Annotated in this window: 14 protein-coding genes and 1 riboswitch; of the genes, 4 read left to right on the forward strand and 10 right to left on the reverse strand. The window is 55.4% G+C overall.

All coding sequences use genetic code 11. The annotated features are described in order from the left end of the window. Positions 1–73: 73 nt before the first annotated feature. The 4 genes from polB to araB all read right to left on the reverse strand — a co-directional run bounded on the left by polB (position 74) and on the right by araB (position 6,559). Positions 74–2,434 carry a DNA polymerase II gene (gene polB / locus BM427_RS14310; RefSeq protein WP_090122511.1) on the reverse strand — a complete coding sequence of 787 codons (2,361 nt, stop codon included), beginning with the start codon at positions 2,432–2,434 and terminating at the stop codon, positions 74–76. An 80-nt stretch (positions 2,435–2,514) separates the two neighbouring features. Next, positions 2,515–3,210 (reverse strand): L-ribulose-5-phosphate 4-epimerase, encoded by a 696-nt coding sequence (gene araD / locus BM427_RS14315; RefSeq protein ID WP_090122513.1) that lies wholly within the window; start codon positions 3,208–3,210, stop codon positions 2,515–2,517. 144 nt (positions 3,211–3,354) lie between these two features. Beyond that, a complete protein-coding gene (gene araA / locus BM427_RS14320) occupies positions 3,355–4,857 on the reverse strand; it encodes an L-arabinose isomerase (protein ID WP_090122514.1) in 1,503 nt (500 codons plus the stop codon). Between the two features lie 10 nt (positions 4,858–4,867). Then, positions 4,868–6,559, reverse strand: a complete 1,692-nt coding sequence (araB, locus tag BM427_RS14325) for a ribulokinase (RefSeq protein WP_090122515.1) — start codon at positions 6,557–6,559, stop codon at positions 4,868–4,870. A gap of 338 nt (positions 6,560–6,897) precedes the next feature. Between araB and araC the strand changes: the two genes are divergently transcribed. Both araC and BM427_RS14335 read left to right on the forward strand, forming a co-directional pair. Next, positions 6,898–7,743, forward strand: coding sequence for an arabinose operon transcriptional regulator AraC (araC, locus tag BM427_RS14330; protein ID WP_090122517.1), 846 nt, complete (start codon positions 6,898–6,900; stop codon positions 7,741–7,743). Between the two features lie 127 nt (positions 7,744–7,870). Then, on the forward strand, positions 7,871–8,641 hold the full coding sequence (locus tag BM427_RS14335; protein WP_090122518.1) for a DedA family protein: 771 nt from the start codon (positions 7,871–7,873) through the stop codon (positions 8,639–8,641). On the opposite strand, the gene thiQ is transcribed toward BM427_RS14335, so the two are convergent. The 4 genes from thiQ to sgrR form a co-directional block, all read right to left on the reverse strand. Then, positions 8,635–9,336 carry a thiamine ABC transporter ATP-binding protein ThiQ gene (gene thiQ / locus BM427_RS14340; protein ID WP_090122520.1) on the reverse strand — a complete coding sequence of 234 codons (702 nt, stop codon included), beginning with the start codon at positions 9,334–9,336 and terminating at the stop codon, positions 8,635–8,637. The genes BM427_RS14335 and thiQ overlap by 7 nt on opposite strands. After that, a complete protein-coding gene (gene thiP / locus BM427_RS14345) occupies positions 9,320–10,930 on the reverse strand; it encodes a thiamine/thiamine pyrophosphate ABC transporter permease ThiP (RefSeq protein ID WP_090122521.1) in 1,611 nt (536 codons plus the stop codon). Before thiP ends, thiQ begins: the two co-directional genes overlap by 17 nt. Beyond that, positions 10,906–11,889 carry a thiamine ABC transporter substrate binding subunit gene (thiB, locus tag BM427_RS14350; protein ID WP_090122523.1) on the reverse strand — a complete coding sequence of 328 codons (984 nt, stop codon included), beginning with the start codon at positions 11,887–11,889 and terminating at the stop codon, positions 10,906–10,908. The genes thiP and thiB overlap by 25 nt, the downstream gene beginning before the upstream one ends. A 33-nt stretch (positions 11,890–11,922) precedes the next feature. Then, a riboswitch (TPP riboswitch) is annotated at positions 11,923–12,023 on the reverse strand. Between the two features lie 36 nt (positions 12,024–12,059). Then, the gene (gene sgrR / locus BM427_RS14355; RefSeq protein WP_090122525.1) at positions 12,060–13,715 is read right to left on the reverse strand and encodes an HTH-type transcriptional regulator SgrR; all 1,656 of its coding nucleotides are present in this window, start codon (positions 13,713–13,715) and stop codon (positions 12,060–12,062) included. 87 nt (positions 13,716–13,802) lie between these two features. Here sgrR and sgrT point away from each other — a divergent pair, with 87 nt between their 5' ends. Together sgrT and BM427_RS14365 are read left to right on the forward strand one after the other, a co-directional pair. Beyond that, entirely contained in the window at positions 13,803–13,955 is a 153-nt protein-coding gene (sgrT, locus tag BM427_RS14360) for a glucose uptake inhibitor SgrT (RefSeq protein ID WP_090122526.1), read from the forward strand. A 124-nt stretch (positions 13,956–14,079) separates the two neighbouring features. Further along, complete coding sequence (locus tag BM427_RS14365) at positions 14,080–15,255, forward strand: sugar efflux transporter (protein ID WP_090122528.1); 1,176 nt, start codon at positions 14,080–14,082, stop codon at positions 15,253–15,255. An 88-nt stretch (positions 15,256–15,343) separates the two neighbouring features. On the opposite strand, the gene leuD is transcribed toward BM427_RS14365, so the two are convergent. Together leuD and leuC are read right to left on the reverse strand one after the other, a co-directional pair. Then, positions 15,344–15,949: a 3-isopropylmalate dehydratase small subunit gene (leuD, locus tag BM427_RS14370; RefSeq protein WP_090122529.1), complete on the reverse strand. Its 606-nt coding sequence runs from the start codon at positions 15,947–15,949 to the stop codon at positions 15,344–15,346. 10 nt (positions 15,950–15,959) lie between these two features. Continuing rightward, a complete protein-coding gene (gene leuC / locus BM427_RS14375) occupies positions 15,960–17,357 on the reverse strand; it encodes a 3-isopropylmalate dehydratase large subunit (RefSeq protein ID WP_090122531.1) in 1,398 nt (465 codons plus the stop codon). Between the last annotated feature and the right edge of the window lie 2 nt (positions 17,358–17,359).

The following is a 17,359-nucleotide window of genomic DNA, read 5'->3' on the forward strand; positions in this document are numbered from 1 at the left end:
GAAGGGCGCTATGGTACTGGATGACGTTACATTCGTATAGCCTGAAAAGTGCAGCTTTAATACAAATGTTCCATTAGAACAGCCCCAGTTGCCCCGTAAGAAGTGTAGCAAAATCGTCGTCAATGAAAGGGAGGATTCCGTCGGCGACCGGCTGTAATTGTTTACTGAGATAGTGATCATAATCAAGCGGCGAGCATTGATAATCCACCGGTTCAGGGCCGCTGGTGGTCCAGACGTATTTAATGGTGCCGCGATTCTGATATTGCGCCGGGCGGCCGCGTTTTGCATTCTCTTCATCGGCCAGGCGGGCTGCGCGCACATGTGGCGGTACATTACGTTCATACTCGCTCAGCGCGCGGCGCAGACGCTTACGGTAGACCAGTTGCTCATCGAGTTCGCCCGCCATCAGTCTGGCGATCGTCTCCCTTACGTAATCCTGATACGGTTCGTTACGAAATACGCGCAGATAGAGTGTTTGCTGAAACTGCTGCGCCAGAGGCGTCCAGTCGGTACGTACCGTTTCCAGCCCTTTAAACACCATACGCTGGTTATCACCTTCCTGAATCAACCCAGCGTAGCGTTTTTTACTGCCCTGTTCTGTACCGCGGATGGTCGGCATCAGAAAACGGCAGAAGTGGGTTTCAAACTCCAGCTCCAGCACACTCTTTAGCCCCTCATTTTGTTGCAAATGTGCCGCCCACCATGCGTTGACATGTTCCACCAGTGATCTACCGATGTGCGCCGCCTCTTCTTCACTGTGCGCCCTCTTCAGCCAGACGAAGGTCGAATCGGTATCGCCATAAATGACATTAAAGCCCTGTTCTTCAATCAGCGCTTTGGTCTGGCGCATAATTTGATGGCCGCGCATGGTGATCGATGAGGCCAGTCGGGGATCAAAAAAGCGACACGCGCTGGTACCGAGCACGCCGTAAAAAGCGTTCATAATGATCTTTAATGCCTGCGACAGCGGTTTATTACCCTGTCGTTTGGCATCATCGCGCCCGTTCCAGATTTGACCGACAATCTCCGGCAGACAGTGTTTCTCGCGGGAAAACCATGCACCAAGGAAGCCTTCGGTACTGTACGCGGGTTCCGGCTTCGCCATGCCTTCCACCAGACCGACCGGATCGATAAGAAAGGTACGGATAATCGAGGGATAAAGACTTTTGTAATCCAGCACCAGCACCGAATCGTAAAGTCCCGGACGGGAATCCATCACGTAGCCGCCAGGGCTTGCCTGCGCAGGCACATCACCGAGATTCGGTGCCACGAAACCTGCGCGGTGCATGCGTGGAAAATAGAGATGGCTGAAAGCGGCGACCGAACCACCGTGTCGGTCTACCGGCAATCCGTTGACCGTGGCGCGCTCCAGCAGAAACGGCATAATCTCTGTTTTATGGAAGATACGCGTCACCAACTCGCAATCCTTCAGGTTATAGGTGGCGAGCGCCGGTTTATTTTCGGCGAACCGGCGATCAATCTCATCCATCCGATCCCACGGATTGTCGATGGCTTTGCCTTCGCCGAGTAGCTCCCGCGATACCGCTTCCAGCGAGAAAGAGGAGAAATTCCAGAAAGCGGACTTCAGCGCGTCAATGCCGTCGATAATCAGCCGACCGGCGGCCTGTGCGAAGAAGACGCCATTTTTAAAACCATGTTCGCGCCACTCAAGCTCGCTGCCTCGTCGTCCAAGGCTGAGCGGAACACGGTAACGCTCGGCACTTTTTTGCAGTACGCGCAGATCGAACTGCACCACGTTCCAGCCGATGATGACATCCGGGTCGTGTACGGCGAACCAGGCGTTGAGTTTTTCCAGCAGTTGTGGACGGCTGCCGACATACTCGAGCTTAAAATCCAGCCCTTGCGCGCTGCCGTTTTCCGGCCCCAGCATATAGATCGTACGCTGACCGCAGCCTTCCAGACCAATGCAGTAAAGCTCACCGTGGCGGCTGGTTTCGATATCCAGCGACACCCATTTCAGCGGCGGGCGATAGTGGGGATTGGGTTTGAGGCGTGCATTGATCAGCGCGTCACCCTGTATTTCGCCATCTACCCATACCGGCGCGGTGATAAAGCGCTCCATCAGAAAACGTTCCGGCGGGCGAACATCGGCTTCGTAGAGCGTTACTCCGCCTTCACGCAGCAACTTTTCCAGACGCATCAGTTGGCGATGAGCGCGGCAATAGAGGCCGAACACAGGCTGGCGGTGGAAATCGCACAGTTCGAGCGGAGTGAGCCGCCACTGTTTTTCATTGCTTAACAGGCGGCGGGCCATTTCCACCTGCTCTGCGGGGATAAAGGCTACCGACTCCTGCGGCGGCAGCATAACGCGTAGCGGGCCGTTATCCGTCGCCAGCCAGAATTCCACCTCGGTTCCGGCAGTAGTATCCCGCCAGTGCCGGGTTAATAAAAAGCCTTCTCGCGCCTGCGCCACAGCGTTCTCTCATAAAATAAAACCAGGCGATATTATAGCCTGGTTTATGCAGTTATGCTGTGGTTTTATACAGTTATTAGTTATTGCCCGTAGTAGGCTTTGGCGCCGTGTTTACGCAGGTAGTGTTTATCCAGCAGCGTTTGCTGCATGGCGGGCAGACGTGGGTCGAGCTGGCGACAGAAGATGCCCATATAAGCCACTTCTTCCAGCACAATTGCGTTATGTACCGCGTCATTGGCGTTTTTTCCCCAGGCGAAAGGCCCGTGAGAATGCACCAGTACGCTGGGCATTTGAGCGGGATCGATACCCTGTTTTTCAAAGGCTTCGACAATCACATTACCGGTTTCCCATTCGTATTCCCCGTTGATTTCGTCATCGGTCATTTTGCGGGTGCAGGGAATCTCGCCGTAAAAATAGTCTGCATGCGTGGTGCCGATTGCCGGAATCGGCTGACCAGCCTGCGCCCAGATGGTGGCATGGCGGGAATGGGTATGCACGATGCCGCCAATGCCAGGAAAAGCCTGATACAACAGGCGGTGCGTTGGGGTATCCGACGAGGGTTTTTTGTTGCCTTCAACCACTTCTCCGGTAGTAATATTGACGACCACCATATCGTCGGCGGTCATCACGCTGTAATCGACGCCAGAAGGTTTGATCACCAGCACGTCGCGCACGCGATCAACCGCGCTGACATTGCCCCAGGTCAGCGTCACCAGATTGTGTTTCGGCAGCGCCAGGTTGGCTTCCAGCACCTGACGTTTAAGATCTTCGAGCATTTCTTTCTCCTGCTATTGCCGGATAGTGCTAGCATTTATCCGGCCTACGGGAATCTTCAGTCGCCGGGTGGCGTTCATGTTTATTCGGCCAGGGAAACCCACAAGCCCGGTAAACGAAGCGCCACCCGGCGCGAACATCTGCGGTTAGCGTTTTGAACCGTAATAAACTTCGTTCCAGCGCAGCGTATCTTTAAACGCCGGCAGACGAGTATCGTTGTCGATGACTGTCAGTTCGATGTTATGCAGTTCGCTGAATTGACGCATATCGTCCAGTGTCAGCGCGTGGCTAAAGACCGTGTGGTGCGCGCCGCCCGCCAGAATCCAGGCTTCAGAAGCGGTCGGCAGATCCGGCTGTGCTTTCCACAGTGCATTCGCCACTGGCAATTTCGGCAGATCGTGGGGGGTTTTAACCGCATCGATGCAGTTCACTAACAGGCGGAAGCGATCGCCCAGATCGATCAGGCTGGCATTGATTGCCGGTCCTGTTTTGGTCGAGAAAATCAACCGTGCCGGATCGGCTTTGCCGCCGATACCCAGGTACTGCACATCCAGCGTCGGTTTCTCATCAAGGGCGATAGACGGGCACACTTCCAGCATGTGAGAACCCAGCACCATGTCGTTGCCTTTCTCAAAATGGTAGGTGTAATCCTCCATAAAGGAGGTGCCACCGCTTAAGCCCCCGGACATCACTTTCATGATGCGCAGCAGCGCAGCGGTCTTCCAGTCTCCTTCACCGGCAAAGCCATATCCTTGCTGCATTAGACGCTGTACCGCCAGACCCGGCAGTTGTTTCAGACCGTGCAGATCTTCGAAGGTGGTGGTAAAGGCATGGAAACCGCCTTCCTCAAGGAAGCGTTTTATCCCCAGCTCGATGCGCGCGGCATCCAGCACGTTCTGCCGTTTGTCGCCGTGAACCTGTGCCGCTGGTGTCAGGCGATAGCTGCTTTCGTACTCGTCCACCAGCGCGTTGACATCACCATCGCTAACTGCGTTCACTACCTGCACCAGATCGCCAACGCCCCAGGTATTCACCGAGAAGCCAAACTTGATCTGCGCGGCGACTTTATCGCCGTCCGTCACCGCCACTTCGCGCATGTTGTCGCCAAAGCGCACCACTTTCAGATGGCGGGTGTCCTGTTTGGAAACCGCCTGACGCATCCACGCACCAATGCGAGCATGAGCATGGCTATCCTGCCAGTGACCTGTTACCACACTGTGTTGCAGACGCATGCGCGCGCCGATAAAACCGAACTCGCGGCCGCCGTGCGCGGTCTGGTTCAGGTTCATAAAGTCCATATCGATGCTGTCCCATGGCAGGGACGCATTGAACTGGGTGTGGAATTGCAGCAGCGGTTTATTGAGGATGGTCAGGCCGTTAATCCACATTTTGGCCGGAGAGAAGGTGTGCAGCCACACCACCATCCCGGCGCATTTGTCATCGTAGTTGGCGTCGCGGCAGATTGCGGTGATCTCGTCCGGCGAGGTTCCCAGCGGCTTCAGCACCAGCTTACAGGGCAGTTTCGCTTCTGCATTAAGGGCGTTGACCACCTGTTCGGCATGCTTTGTCACCTGTTTCAGGGCTTCCGGGCCGTACAGATGCTGGCTGCCAATAACGAACCATACTTCATAATTGTCGAAAATAGTCATGATCTTGTCCTTAATGAGTTAACGCGGCCTGCGAAGTTGTCGCGGCGGAAGGGAGATAGTGCTGTTCTGCGCTTTTCGCCCACTGTTGGTAGCGGCGGTAGAGCCGTTCAAACTGTGGCGCCTGCGCCGAAGGCTGTAGGGTTTTCTCGATGGCGCTGGCCATCAAGTGCTGTGCTGCCGGGATATCCGCATGCACCTCTGCCGCTACGGCGGCGAAGATCGCGGCGCCCAGCGCGCAGCACTGTTCAGAGGCCACGACCTGCAAGGGGCGGTTAAGTACGTCGCAACAGGCCTGCATCACGCCGAGGTTTTTGCGGGCAATACCACCGAGTGCCATCACGTTATCCACGGCAATACCTTGCTCGGTGAAGCACTCCATAATGGCGCGCGCGCCAAAGGCGGTGGCGGCAATCAGGCCACCAAACAGCGCAGGTGCATCGGTCGCCAGATTGAGATCGGTGATGACCCCTTTCAGACGCTGGTTGGCGTTTGGTGTCCGGCGGCCGTTAAACCAGTCGAGCACGACTGGCAAATGTTCGAGTGACGGGTTTTTAACCCAGGCATCCGTCAGGGCCGGTAGCAACTGTTTCTGTTGCGCTTTAATTTGTGTTTTCAGCTCCGGGTGCTGCTGCGCCAGTTGTTCCAGCGGCCAGCCGAGGATGCGGCCGAACCAGGCATAAATATCGCCAAAGGCGGATTGACCGGCTTCGAGGCCGATAAAATCGGGCACTACACTGCCATCCACCTGACCGCAAATCCCTTTCACTGCGCGAGTGCCGACACTCTGCTTATCGGCAATCAGAATGTCGCAGGTAGAAGTACCAATTACTTTCACCAGCGTGTTGGGCTGTGCGCCCGCGCCAACAGCACCCATATGGCAGTCGAATGCACCGCCTGAAATCACCACGGATTCGGAAAGTCCCAGTCGCTGCGCCCATTCGGCGGTCAGCGTGCCGACCGGCAGGTCTGCGGTGTAAGTGTCGGTAAACAACGGCCAACGCAGGTGTTTATTGATAATCGGATCCAGTTCGTCGAAGAAGGCCGCCGGTGGCAGGCCGCCCCAACTTTCATGCCACAGTGATTTATGCCCGGCGCTGCAACGTCCGCGACGAATCGCCTCAGGACGTGTCGTTCCGGAGAGCAGGGCTGGCACCCAGTCGCACAGTTCAATCCAGGAAACGGCCGCTTGAGCAACGGCGCTGTCGGCGCGGGTGACATGCAGGATTTTGGCCCAGAACCATTCGCTGGAATAAATGCCGCCAATGTAGCGTGAGTAGTCCGTTTTACCGGTGCTATGGCACAGGCGGGTAATAGCTTCTGCCTCTTCGACGGCAGTGTGATCTTTCCACAGCACAAACATGGCGTTCGGGTTGTCGGCGAACTCCGGACGTAACGCCAGCACGTGCCCTTCTGCATCGATTGGCGCAGGTGTCGAGCCGGTACTGTCCACGCCGATACCTTTAATCGATGCGCGCTGTTCTACGCTGAGTTCAGCCAGCACGCTTTTTAGTGCAGCTTCCATCGACTCAATGTAGTCGCGCGGATGGTGGCGAAACTGATTATTAGGCGCATCGCAATAACGCCCCTCCTGCCAGCGCGGATACCACTCAACGCTGGTGGCGATCTCCGCTCCGGATGTGCAGTCTACCGCCAGCGCACGTACTGAATCGCTGCCGAAATCGAGGCCAATTGTGATTGCCATGCATGTTGCTCCATGAAAAATAACCGTTAGGAAAACCATAGTGAGCGGCGCTTAAAACCGTCAGGCAGGATTCGCTAATCTTATGGATAAAAATGCTATGGCAATGCAAAGTGTGACGCTGTGCAAAAATTCGATGTGGACATTTCTGCCACCTTTATAGACACTTTCGTTATCCCTTTTCAGGGCATTTCAATGCGGAAAAGAGGCGTAATTGCTTTTATCTGGCGGGATTAATCTATGCCCGTATGTAGCGTCTCATGGCGGCGTGTCGCCGCAGGATGAGGGTTTTATCAATATGGACAATTGGTTTCCTTACCGGGTATGGGAGTATTGTGTTTATGGCTGAGTCACAAAACGATCCACTGTTGCCTGGGTACTCGTTTAATGCCCATCTGGTTGCGGGGTTAACGCCGATTGATTCGGAAGGCTATCTCGACTTTTTCATCGATCGGCCGCTGGGGATGAAAGGGTATATTCTCAACCTGACGGTGAAGGGAGAAGGGGTGGTAAAAAACGGTGGTAAGCAGTTTATTTGCCGGCCTGGCGATATTTTGCTGTTTCCGCCGGGGGAAATTCACCACTACGGCCGTCATCCCGATGCGTCGGAGTGGTATCACCAATGGGTTTACTTCCGTCCACGTGCCTACTGGCACGAGTGGCTTAACTGGCCGACATTGTTTTCCCAGACGGGGTTTTATCGTCCTGATGATGGCAATATGTTGTGTTTTCGTGAGCTTTTTGCGCAAATTATCGATGCCGGACAAAGCGGCGGGCGTTACGCTGAACTGCTGGCGATCAACCTTCTGGAGCAGCTATTACTGCGGCGAATGGAGGCAATCAACGAATCGTTGCATCCACCGCTGGATAACCGTGTGCGCGACGCTTGTCAGTACATCAGCGATCACCTGGCGGACAGCCATTTTGATATCGCAAGCGTAGCGCAACATGTTTGTCTGTCACCATCGCGGCTGTCGCACCTTTTCCGTCAGCAACTGGGTGTGAGTGTGCTGAGCTGGCGCGAGGATCAGCGCATTAGTCAGGCAAAATTGCTGCTTAGTACCACGCGGATGCCGATAGCCAGCGTTGGACGCAATGTAGGCTTTGACGATCAGCTCTATTTTTCCCGGGTATTTAAAAAATGCACCGGCGCCAGCCCCAGCGAATTCCGCGCGGGGTGCGAATAAAACGTAAAGTTTGGCAATAAAAGGTTTGGCAATGCGACATAACCTGTAAAACTTTCAGATAATTGAAAGGTTGACGCTCACGGAGTCGCTCCGGAGAATCCAGCTTTCATGCTGAACAGGACAGGTTATGGAAGCACTGCTGGAACATTTTATTACGCAATCGGCAACATACTCACTGATGGCCATTGTGCTGGTAGCATTTTTTGAATCGCTGGCGCTGGTCGGATTGATTCTGCCCGGCACGGTGATGATGGCCGGGCTGGGTGCGCTGATTGGCAGCGGTGAAGTCAATTTCTGGCAGGCGTGGCTGGCGGGCATTATCGGCTGCTTGCTGGGCGACTGGCTCTCGTTTTGGCTGGGTTGGCGCTTTAAAGCGCCGTTGCACCGCTGGTCCTTTATGAAAAAGAACAAAGCGCTGCTGGATAAGACCGAGCACGCGCTGCATCAACACAGTATGTTTACTATTCTGGTTGGGCGTTTTGTTGGGCCAACCCGTCCGCTAGTGCCGATGGTCGCCGGTATGCTTGATCTGCCTGTACGCAAATTCCTCCCACCGAACATTATTGGTTGCCTGCTCTGGCCGCCGTTTTATTTCCTGCCCGGTATTCTGGCGGGTGCAGCGATTGATATTCCCGCCGATATGCAAAGCGGCAACTTCAAATGGCTGCTGCTGCTGACTGCCGTGCTGTTGTGGCTGGCGTGCTGGCTGTGCTGGCGTCTGTGGCGTTCCGGCAAGGCGGGAGTGGATAAGTTGAGCCGTTACCTGCCGCGTTCGCGTTTGCTTTTGTTGGCACCGGCAATGCTAGTGGCGGGTGTCGCGGCTGTGGTGGCGCTGATGAATCACCCATTGATGCCAATGTATCTCTCAATTCTTGGGAAGGTGATCCGCGGTTACTGACCGCGAATACCCAGCAGCGCAGAGGCCGATGATTTGCCGCTCAGCAGGTCATCTGTTTTTCCGTCCCAGGCAATGCGCCCATCGGCAACCACCAGCGAGCGTTCAGCTATGCGCACCGCATCCTCAATGCTGTGCGAAACCATCAATAATGTCAGTTGCTGGCGGCGGCACACCTCCTGCACCAGCAACAACATCTCCTGGCGCAGCGCCGGGTCGAGCGCGGAGAACGGTTCATCCAGCAGCAGAACTGGCTGCTCGCGCACCAGACAGCGGGCGAGGGCGACGCGCTGGCGCTGGCCACCAGACAGCTGTTCCGGCAGGCGATCCAGTAATGCTTCCAACCCCATTGTATCGGCAATCTGGCGCAGCGTTTGTTGCTGTTCGTTGTTTAACTTCAGCCCCGGACTAAGCCCCAGTCCAATGTTCTGCCACACGGAGAGATGGGTGAACAGATTGTTTTCCTGAAACAGCATGGATACCGGGCGCTGCGATGGCGGCGTGTGGGTATGATCGTTGCCTGCAATGGTTAATGTGCCACTCGCCGGGGGTAGAAAACCGGCAATCAGATTCAGCAAGGTGCTTTTCCCCGCGCCGCTTGGCCCGAGGATGGCTATCTGCTCGCCCGCTTTCACCGTCAGGGTGAAACGCATCGGCAAATGCTGATAAAGCCAGGTGACATCAATCAGTCTTAGCATGGCGGCCCGGAAGTTTTTCAATCACAGTGAATAAGATAAAGCAGAGCAACAGTAGGATCAGCGCCGTTACCGCACCATCCTGGCTGCGATAGGAACCAATTTGCTGATAAAGATAAAACGGTAACGTGCGAAAGTCGTCATTACCAAACAGCGCCACCACACCGAAATCGCCAATCGACAATACGCAGGCAAATGCCAGCGCCTGCGCCAGCGGGCGTTGCAGTGCGCGTAGCTCCACCACCCAAAGACGGCTGAAACCCTGCATTCCGAGCGACTGGCACAGCATGCTATAACGGGCGGTAATGTCGCGCATCGGGTTTTCCAGCACTTTTAATGCATAAGGGATGGCCATCAGCGCATTGGTAAAAATCACTATACCCTCGGCGGAAGCAGGCAACCCGATGCTGTTATTGAGCAGCAGGAAGAAGCCGGTTGCCAGCACAATCCCTGGCATCGCAAGGATCAACATACCACTCAGCTCCAGCGCCTGTCCGGCCATTGTTTGCTGGCGGGCGCGCAGCTCGCGGCTGCTCCACAGTAGCATCATCGTCAACATGACACACAACGACCCGGCGGCCAGTGCGATGCGCAGCGATGTGGCTGTTGCCTGCCAGAGAACCGGTTCGTTCAGCACTTTCAGCAGACTCAAATTGAAGCCATCAGCGATCACCGCTAGCAGCGGCGGCAGCAGTAACAGCAACGCCAGCACAATCAGAGTGATATCCGTGATTCGGCTGAATAAGCGATCTTCCGGATTGCGCCAGCCCTGGATCTGGTGGTTACCGACGGCAATGGCTTTACTCATGCGCTGGCTTAACAGTACCAGGCCGAGGCAGCAGATCATCTGCATCAGCGCCAGCAGTGCGGCGCGTGCCGGATCAAAATCAAAACTCAGCGCCTGATAGATCGCCAGTTCTATAGTGGTGGCCTGAGGGCCGCCGCCTAACGACAGCACAGTGGCGAAGCTGGCGAAACAGAGCATAAAGATCAACGCTGCGGTCGGCGGAATCTGGCGGCGCAGCCATGGCCATTCCACAAAGCGGAAAAATGCCCAGCCGCGCATGCCTAACTGAGCAGCAAGCTGGCGCTGTTCGCCAGGGATCTGCTCCAGTGCTTGCAGCAGCAACCGTGCCGCCATCGGCAGGTTAAAGAACACATGCGCCAGCAAAATGCCTTGCAGACCATAGGGCGAGAAATGCCACTCCAGCCCGAAAATATGCCAGAGCGAGGCTAGCCATCCCTGGCGGCCATACACACTGAGAATACCGAATACTGCCACCAGCACTGGCAGAATCAGCGTCATGGCGCACAGACGCAGCAGAGCGAGGCGGCCTACAAAACGCCGTCGATACAGGGCGCGGGCGAGAAAAATTGCCGGGAAAACGGAGAACAGGGAAGAGAGAAAGGCCTGCCAGAAGGAGAAACGCACCACATGCCACAGATAGCTATCGTGCCAGAAGGCCGACAGATCGGTCAGCGGTGCGTTTTGCCACAGCGCCAGAAAGGCGGCCAGCGCCACCGCCACCATCAGCGCGGCGGCGGTGAGGCCCGGAAGCAGCCAGCCAGCAATCAGCGGCTGACGGCGCGTTGCCATGCATTAATCCATGATGCGCGTTGAGCCGCGACTTGTTGTGGGGTGAATTCAAGCGAGGTTTGCGGTTTTTCCAGCGTATCAAACCCGACCGGTAGCGGTACATTACTGACCGGGTACATCCAGTTGCCGGTGGCGATAGTGTTCTGAAATGCCGGAGACACCATAAATTTCAAGAATTTTTCCGCCAGTTCCGGCTGTTTGCTGGCGGCAGTTCGGGCAGCGACTTCGACCTGCAAGTAGTGCCCTTCGCTGAAATTCGCCGCTGCGTAGTTGTCTTTTTTCTCTTCGATCAGATGGTAGGCGGGCGAGGTGGTGTAACTCAGCACCAGATCGCTTTCCCCTTTCAGGAACAGACCGTAGGCTTCGCTCCAGCCTTTAGTGACCGTAACCGTTTTGGCTGCCAGCTTATGCCATGCATCCGGGGCTTTGTCGCCGTACACTTTTTGCATCCACAACAGCAGGCCAAGGCCTGGTGTACTGGTGCGGGGATCTTCGTAGATCACGCGCCATTTTTGATCGCTTTCCACCAGTTCTTTCAGACTTTTCGGCGGGTTTTTCAGTTTGTTTTTATCATAAACGAAGGCAAACCAGCCGTAGTCGAACGGCACAAAGGTGTCGTTTTTCCAGCCGCCTGGCACGTTGACGGCATCCGTCGCTACGCCGCTTTTGGCGAACAGTTTGGTTTGTGCTGCCGCTTCCAGCAGATTGTTATCCAGCCCAAGCACCACATCTGCTTTGCTGTTTTTGCCTTCCATACGCAGACGGTTGAGCAGCGAGACGCCATCTTCCAGCGCGACAAATTTCAGCTCGCAGTTGCAGTCGCCTTCAAAGGCTTTCTTCACCGCCGGGCCGGGGCCCCAGTCAGCGGAAAAGGAGTCGTAGGTGTAGACGGTGAGTACCGGTTTGGCAAAAACGGGAGCGGCAACCAACAGCAGTAATGGCAATGATTTTTTTAACACTTTGCACCTCAAAAAAATGGGTGGCAAAGGATTTTGAGAGGTAGCCTCAAATCCCTTCGCCGGCGTTATCCGGATCAGGTTCGACGGGTATTTTCTCAGCACACGCCGTTGGCGCAGCACCCCGTTGAGAACGCCGCTATTGTAATGATTTGGTAAAAAATGCGAAAGCGTTATGGATCGGGTGGCGCATACCAGGCTGATTTAAAATCAAACCAGCCCAGCGTATTCATGCGTAGCCCGCGCATACTGCGTTGCCCCTGTATCCTCAACCAGTGATGAATTAATGGCACCAGCGCTTTGCTGGCCAGTAACTGCTGAGACCAGGCGGCGAGGTTCATCTTTCCGGCACGCCACTCGGTGGCAGCAGCTTGCCAGTCGATTGGAATACAGTGCTGCAACAAGGGCACTTCATACAGGTTAGCAAAGACCGAAAAGTTGAGCGGCAGGGTAAAGTTGGCGCTGTTAAGCCACAGATCGCTGGTCGCTTCACCCCGGTACCACTCGGTGTACTCCACTCTTTGTACATGAAGTTTTACCCCGTGTTCTGCCAGTAAGTTGCTCATGATACGGGAGAGCGCCTCGTGCTCGTGGTGTTCGCGATAAAAGGTGAGCGTCAACGATTCCAGCCCGGCAGGCTTCTCGCCGACGCCGGGACGGGCATGATGCCAGCGCGGCAGCAGGCCGTAAGCCGGGAACCAGTAACGTTGATAGCGCTCGTCAGCATGCCATAACAAGCTAGCGGGGGAGAGGATCTGGCTTACCCATTCCCTGACCGCCTGGCTGGCGCCGCGGCTGGATCGCGCGTCAAACAGCAGATAGTAGCAGCCCTCTTCCAGGCGGCTTTCGACCGCTTTTTCATCGCCGCTCGGCCCTTCCAGCGTCAGCCCGCAGGTTGGGTCGTCGCTGAGATCCGGCAACACCCAGACATTCACTTCATCAATGAGGGCGCGGAAGCCAAAATAGTCGTCAAAGGCGTGAATCTTCAATTGGTTACTGGTATTGCGCACCACAGCATACGGACCGGTGCCAATCGGCTGGCTGGAAAAATGGGGCAGGGTGTTCCACTCTTGCGGCAGGATCATGGAGGGCACATGCCCCATCAACCAGGGAAGCCAATTATCCGGCTGCCAGAGATGAATATCCAGCGTCCAGGGGGTTGGGGAGACGATCTCGCGGATATGAGAATAGAGCGGCAGGGCGGTCGCTCGTTGCAGGGAAGCGATCACATCACTCATTTCCAGCTCGTGGCCGTTATGAAAGTGGATGCCGGGGCGTAGATAAAAGCGCCAGTGTAAAGGGGAAATCGCCTTCCAGTGATGAGCGATATCCGCTTCCAGTTCCCCATTTTCCTCATTTATGCGCGTCAACGCACTAAAGATTTGCCGCGCCATATGGGTTTCGGAACGTCGTAATGGCGTGCCCGGCAGCAGATTGCGTAGCGGACGATAGTAGAGTACGCGCAGAATATGTCGCCCCTGGCGAAAGGTCCGTCCAAGATGGGAAACCAGCATCTGGCGGACCGCTTCTTTATCGCCCACCAGTTGAACCAACTGATCGATACGGTCCTGCTCCAGCAGATCCTCCGCCCGCTGTTGCTGCAGCGCCAGCCCGGTATAGAGGAACGTCAGACGCGAACGCTTGCCGCGGCCCGCTTCTGCATCCCATGTCAGCCAGCCGCGTTCCTGCATGGTATTTAGCAGCGTGCGCATATGGCGGCGCGAGCAACTGAGCAGATCTGCCAGCTCATTAAGCGTAGTTTCCTGAGATTTTCCGTCGCAGCATTGCCACAAACGGATGAACTGCTGTTGCAGGCGGCCAGAAGACATAAAAGAGGAACTCCTGATAAAAACTCAGCAATTTATTTATCCCTATATTAAGCCAATACTTCTCTTCGATGAAAGCGAGGAGGTGGTATGCCGGGATCATCCATACGACGGTTTTATCTGGCTTATTTTCGCGCCACACAGGATGTGTGCTGGCTCGCCCGTCAGAGTGCAGGGCAGCGCCTGAAAATACTGGAAGAACTGATGCAGTGGAAAGTGACAACGCCGATCTCGAAAGACTGAATCGCGGACATCATGTGTGACTGAGTATTAGGCGCAAATCCGCCTACGCCAGCAAAATATTTTTTGCTGGCTTTTTTCGTTTATGATTTCTGCGGTTTTTGCCGCTTTTGGAAAGGAAACGTTCATGCTCTGGTTAATGACGATGGGACGCCGTCTCAACGGTGTTTACGTCGCTTTTATGATCGTTGCGTTTATGATGGGGGTTGCCGGTGCTGTGCAGGCGCCGACGCTTAGCCTGTTTCTCAGCCGCGAAGTGGGTGCCCAGCCTTTCTGGATTGGGCTGTTTTATACCGTCAACGCGGTAGCCGGGATCTTGATCAGCCTGTTGCTGGCAAAACGTTCCGATAACCAGGGCGATCGTCGCAAGCTGATCCTCTTTTGCTGCCTGATGGCGGTGGGTAACGCACTGCTGTTTGCCTTCAATCGTCACTATCTGACGCTTATCACCTGTGGCGTGCTACTGGCCTCGCTCGCCAGTACCGCAATGCCGCAACTCTTTGCGCTGGCGCGCGAATATGCCGACAGTTCTGCGCGGGAAGTGGTGATGTTCAGTTCGGTGATGCGCGCACAGCTCTCGCTGGCGTGGGTGATTGGCCCGCCGCTGGCGTTTATGCTGGCGCTCAATTACGGCTTTACCGCTATGTTCACCGTTGCTGCCGGACTTTTTGTGATAAGCCTGGTGATGATTGCATTCTGGCTGCCCTCGGTGCCGCGCGTGGCGCAGCCCGTCGTCGCAGTGACGGAAGTGAGCGGCTGGGATGATAAGAACGTGCGCATGCTGTTTATCGCCTCAACGCTGATGTGGACCTGCAACACCATGTACATTATCGACATGCCACTGTGGATTAGCCAGGAACTGGGGCTACCGGATAAACTCGCCGGGATCCTGATGGGCACTGCAGCAGGCCTGGAGATCCCGGCGATGATCCTGGCCGGGTATTTTGTTAAACATCTGGGCAAGCGGCGGATGATGGTGACTGCCGTCGCCGCAGGTGTGGTGTTTTATCTGGGTCTGATCTTCTTCCACAGCCAAATGGCGCTGTTGGTGCTGCAATTGTTCAATGCGATCTTTATCGGCATCGTCGCCGGTATCGGTATGCTGTGGTTTCAGGATTTAATGCCAGGGCGTGCCGGTTCGGCGACAACGCTGTTTACCAATAGTATTTCAACCGGAGTGATTCTTGCTGGGGTGATTCAGGGCGCGCTGGCGCAACGTTTTAGCCACGGGGTTGTGTACATAGGGATTGCGGTGATTTCCGTGGTGGCGCTGCTGCTGACCAGCCGCGTGAAAGAGGTGTAAGTTTTTGTTTGCCAGGTGTCTGGCGGTGATCGCGACGGTTTGCTTGCCGGATAAGCGTTAACGCCATCCGGCAAGTCGTCTGCTTTTGTTAGCTCATAAACGTCGGTTGCTTGCTTTCGTAAGTGGCAATCGCGTCTTCATGCTGCAGCGTCAGGCCAATGCTGTCCAGACCGTTCAGCATGCAGTGACGGCGGAAGGCATCGATGTTAAAGCTATAGGATTTCCCGCCCGCTTTTACCACCTGTGCTTCGAGATCCACCTCAAAGGTCGTACCTGGGTTGTTCTGTACCAGCGTGAACAGTGCATCGACATCTTCTTCGCCCAGCGTCACCGGCAGCAACTGGTTGTTAAAGCTGTTGCCATAGAAGATATCAGCGAAGCTTGGCGCAATTACTACTTTGAAGCCGTAATCGGTCAGTGCCCACGGCGCATGCTCGCGTGAGGAACCGCAGCCGAAGTTTTCGCGCGCCAGCAAAATGGAGGCGCCTTTGTATTGCGGAAAGTTCAGGACGAATTCTGGGTTCGGTTGCTCGCCTTTATCATCAAGGAAGCGCCAGTCATTAAACAGATGGGCGCCAAAACCGGTACGTGTAACCTTCTGCAGGAACTGTTTCGGGATAATAGCGTCCGTATCGACATTGGCGGCATCCAGCGGAACAACCAGGCCGGTGTGTTGGGTAAATTTTTCTGCCATGGTGAGCTCCTTACAGGCTACGAATATCGGCGAAATGACCGGTTACCGCCGCAGCGGCAGCCATTGCCGGGCTGACCAGATGCGTGCGTCCGCCGCGACCCTGACGGCCTTCAAAGTTACGGTTACTGGTGGAGGCGCAACGTTCGCCGGGGTTCAGGCGGTCGTTGTTCATTGCCAGGCACATAGAGCAGCCAGGCAAACGCCATTCGAAACCGGCTTCGATAAAGATCTTATCCAGTCCTTCCGCTTCCGCCTGCGCTTTCACCGGACCTGAACCTGGCACCACCAGCGCCTGTACGCCAGGCGCGACTTTGCGGCCTTTCGCGATCTCCGCTGCGGCGCGTAAATCTTCAATACGCGAGTTTGTACAGGAACCGATAAACACTTTATCAATCGCCACTTCAGTCAGTGGAATGCCCGGTTTCAGGCCCATGTAGGCCAGTGCTTTTTCCGCTGAGGCGCGCTCAACCGGATCGGCGAACGATGCCGGATCGGGAATGATATCCGTCACCGAAATCACCTGGCCCGGATTGGTGCCCCAGGTTACCTGCGGCGCGATCTCTTCTGCCTGCAAGGTCACAACCGTGTCGAAAGTTGCCCCTTCGTCGGTATGCAACGTTTTCCAGTAAGCAACAGCCTCATCAAAATCTTTGCCTTTCGGCGCATGCAGACGGCCTTTCACGTAATTAAAGGTGATGTCGTCCGGGGCCACAAGACCGGCTTTCGCACCCATCTCAATTGCCATATTGCACAGCGTCATGCGGCCTTCCATGCTCAACGCACGAATTGCATCACCGCAGAATTCAACCACGTGACCGGTGCCACCTGCGCTACCCGTTTTGCCGATGATCGCTAACACGATATCTTTGGCGGTGATCCCCGGTGCCGCAGTACCTTTTACTTCGATTTTCATGGTCTTAGCGCGACCCTGTTTCAGGGTCTGCGTTGCCAGCACATGCTCAACTTCCGACGTGCCGATACCGAAGGCCAGTGCGCCAAACGCGCCGTGGGTTGCGGTGTGCGAATCGCCACAAACAATGGTCATACCCGGCAGGGTAATACCTTGTTCTGGTCCCATTACGTGGACAATCCCTTGGTATGGGTGATTCAGGTCATACAGTTCAACGCCGAATTCGTTGCAGTTTTTGATCAATTCCTGCATCTGGATGCGCGCCATTTCGCCGGAAGCGTTAATGTCTTTGGTCTGCGTGGAGACGTTATGATCCATGGTAGCGAACGTTTTACCCGGCTGGCGCACCGGACGTTTGTGCGCACGCAGGCCGTCAAATGCCTGCGGCGAGGTCACTTCGTGCACCAGATGGCGATCGATATACAGCAATGGAGTCTCGTTGGGTGCTTCATACACAACGTGCGCATCAAACAATTTTTCGTACAAACTCTTAGCCATGA

Origin of the sequence: Kosakonia arachidis, from assembly GCF_900116535.1 — a bacterium.
Taxonomy (GTDB): Bacteria; Pseudomonadota; Gammaproteobacteria; order Enterobacterales; family Enterobacteriaceae; genus Kosakonia; species Kosakonia arachidis.

Excerpts from the sequence above, each read along its gene's own strand:
- araA (WP_090122514.1), bottom strand. The coding sequence starts at position 4,857 with ATGACTATTTTCGACAATTATGAAGTATGGTTCGTTATTGGCAGCCAG.
- leuD (WP_090122529.1), bottom strand. The coding sequence starts at position 15,949 with ATGGCAGAAAAATTTACCCAACACACCGGCCTGGTTGTTCCGCTGGAT.
- araC (WP_090122517.1), top strand. The coding sequence starts at position 6,898 with ATGGCTGAGTCACAAAACGATCCACTGTTGCCTGGGTACTCGTTTAAT.
- leuC (WP_090122531.1), bottom strand. The coding sequence starts at position 17,357 with ATGGCTAAGAGTTTGTACGAAAAATTGTTTGATGCGCACGTTGTGTAT.
- araD (WP_090122513.1), bottom strand. The coding sequence starts at position 3,210 with ATGCTCGAAGATCTTAAACGTCAGGTGCTGGAAGCCAACCTGGCGCTG.
- sgrT (WP_090122526.1), top strand. The coding sequence starts at position 13,803 with ATGCCGGGATCATCCATACGACGGTTTTATCTGGCTTATTTTCGCGCC.
- BM427_RS14365 (WP_090122528.1), top strand. The coding sequence starts at position 14,080 with ATGCTCTGGTTAATGACGATGGGACGCCGTCTCAACGGTGTTTACGTC.
- thiQ (WP_090122520.1), bottom strand. The coding sequence starts at position 9,336 with ATGCTAAGACTGATTGATGTCACCTGGCTTTATCAGCATTTGCCGATG.
- thiP (WP_090122521.1), bottom strand. The coding sequence starts at position 10,930 with ATGGCAACGCGCCGTCAGCCGCTGATTGCTGGCTGGCTGCTTCCGGGC.
- BM427_RS14335 (WP_090122518.1), top strand. The coding sequence starts at position 7,871 with ATGGAAGCACTGCTGGAACATTTTATTACGCAATCGGCAACATACTCA.
- sgrR (WP_090122525.1), bottom strand. The coding sequence starts at position 13,715 with ATGTCTTCTGGCCGCCTGCAACAGCAGTTCATCCGTTTGTGGCAATGC.
- araB (WP_090122515.1), bottom strand. The coding sequence starts at position 6,559 with ATGGCAATCACAATTGGCCTCGATTTCGGCAGCGATTCAGTACGTGCG.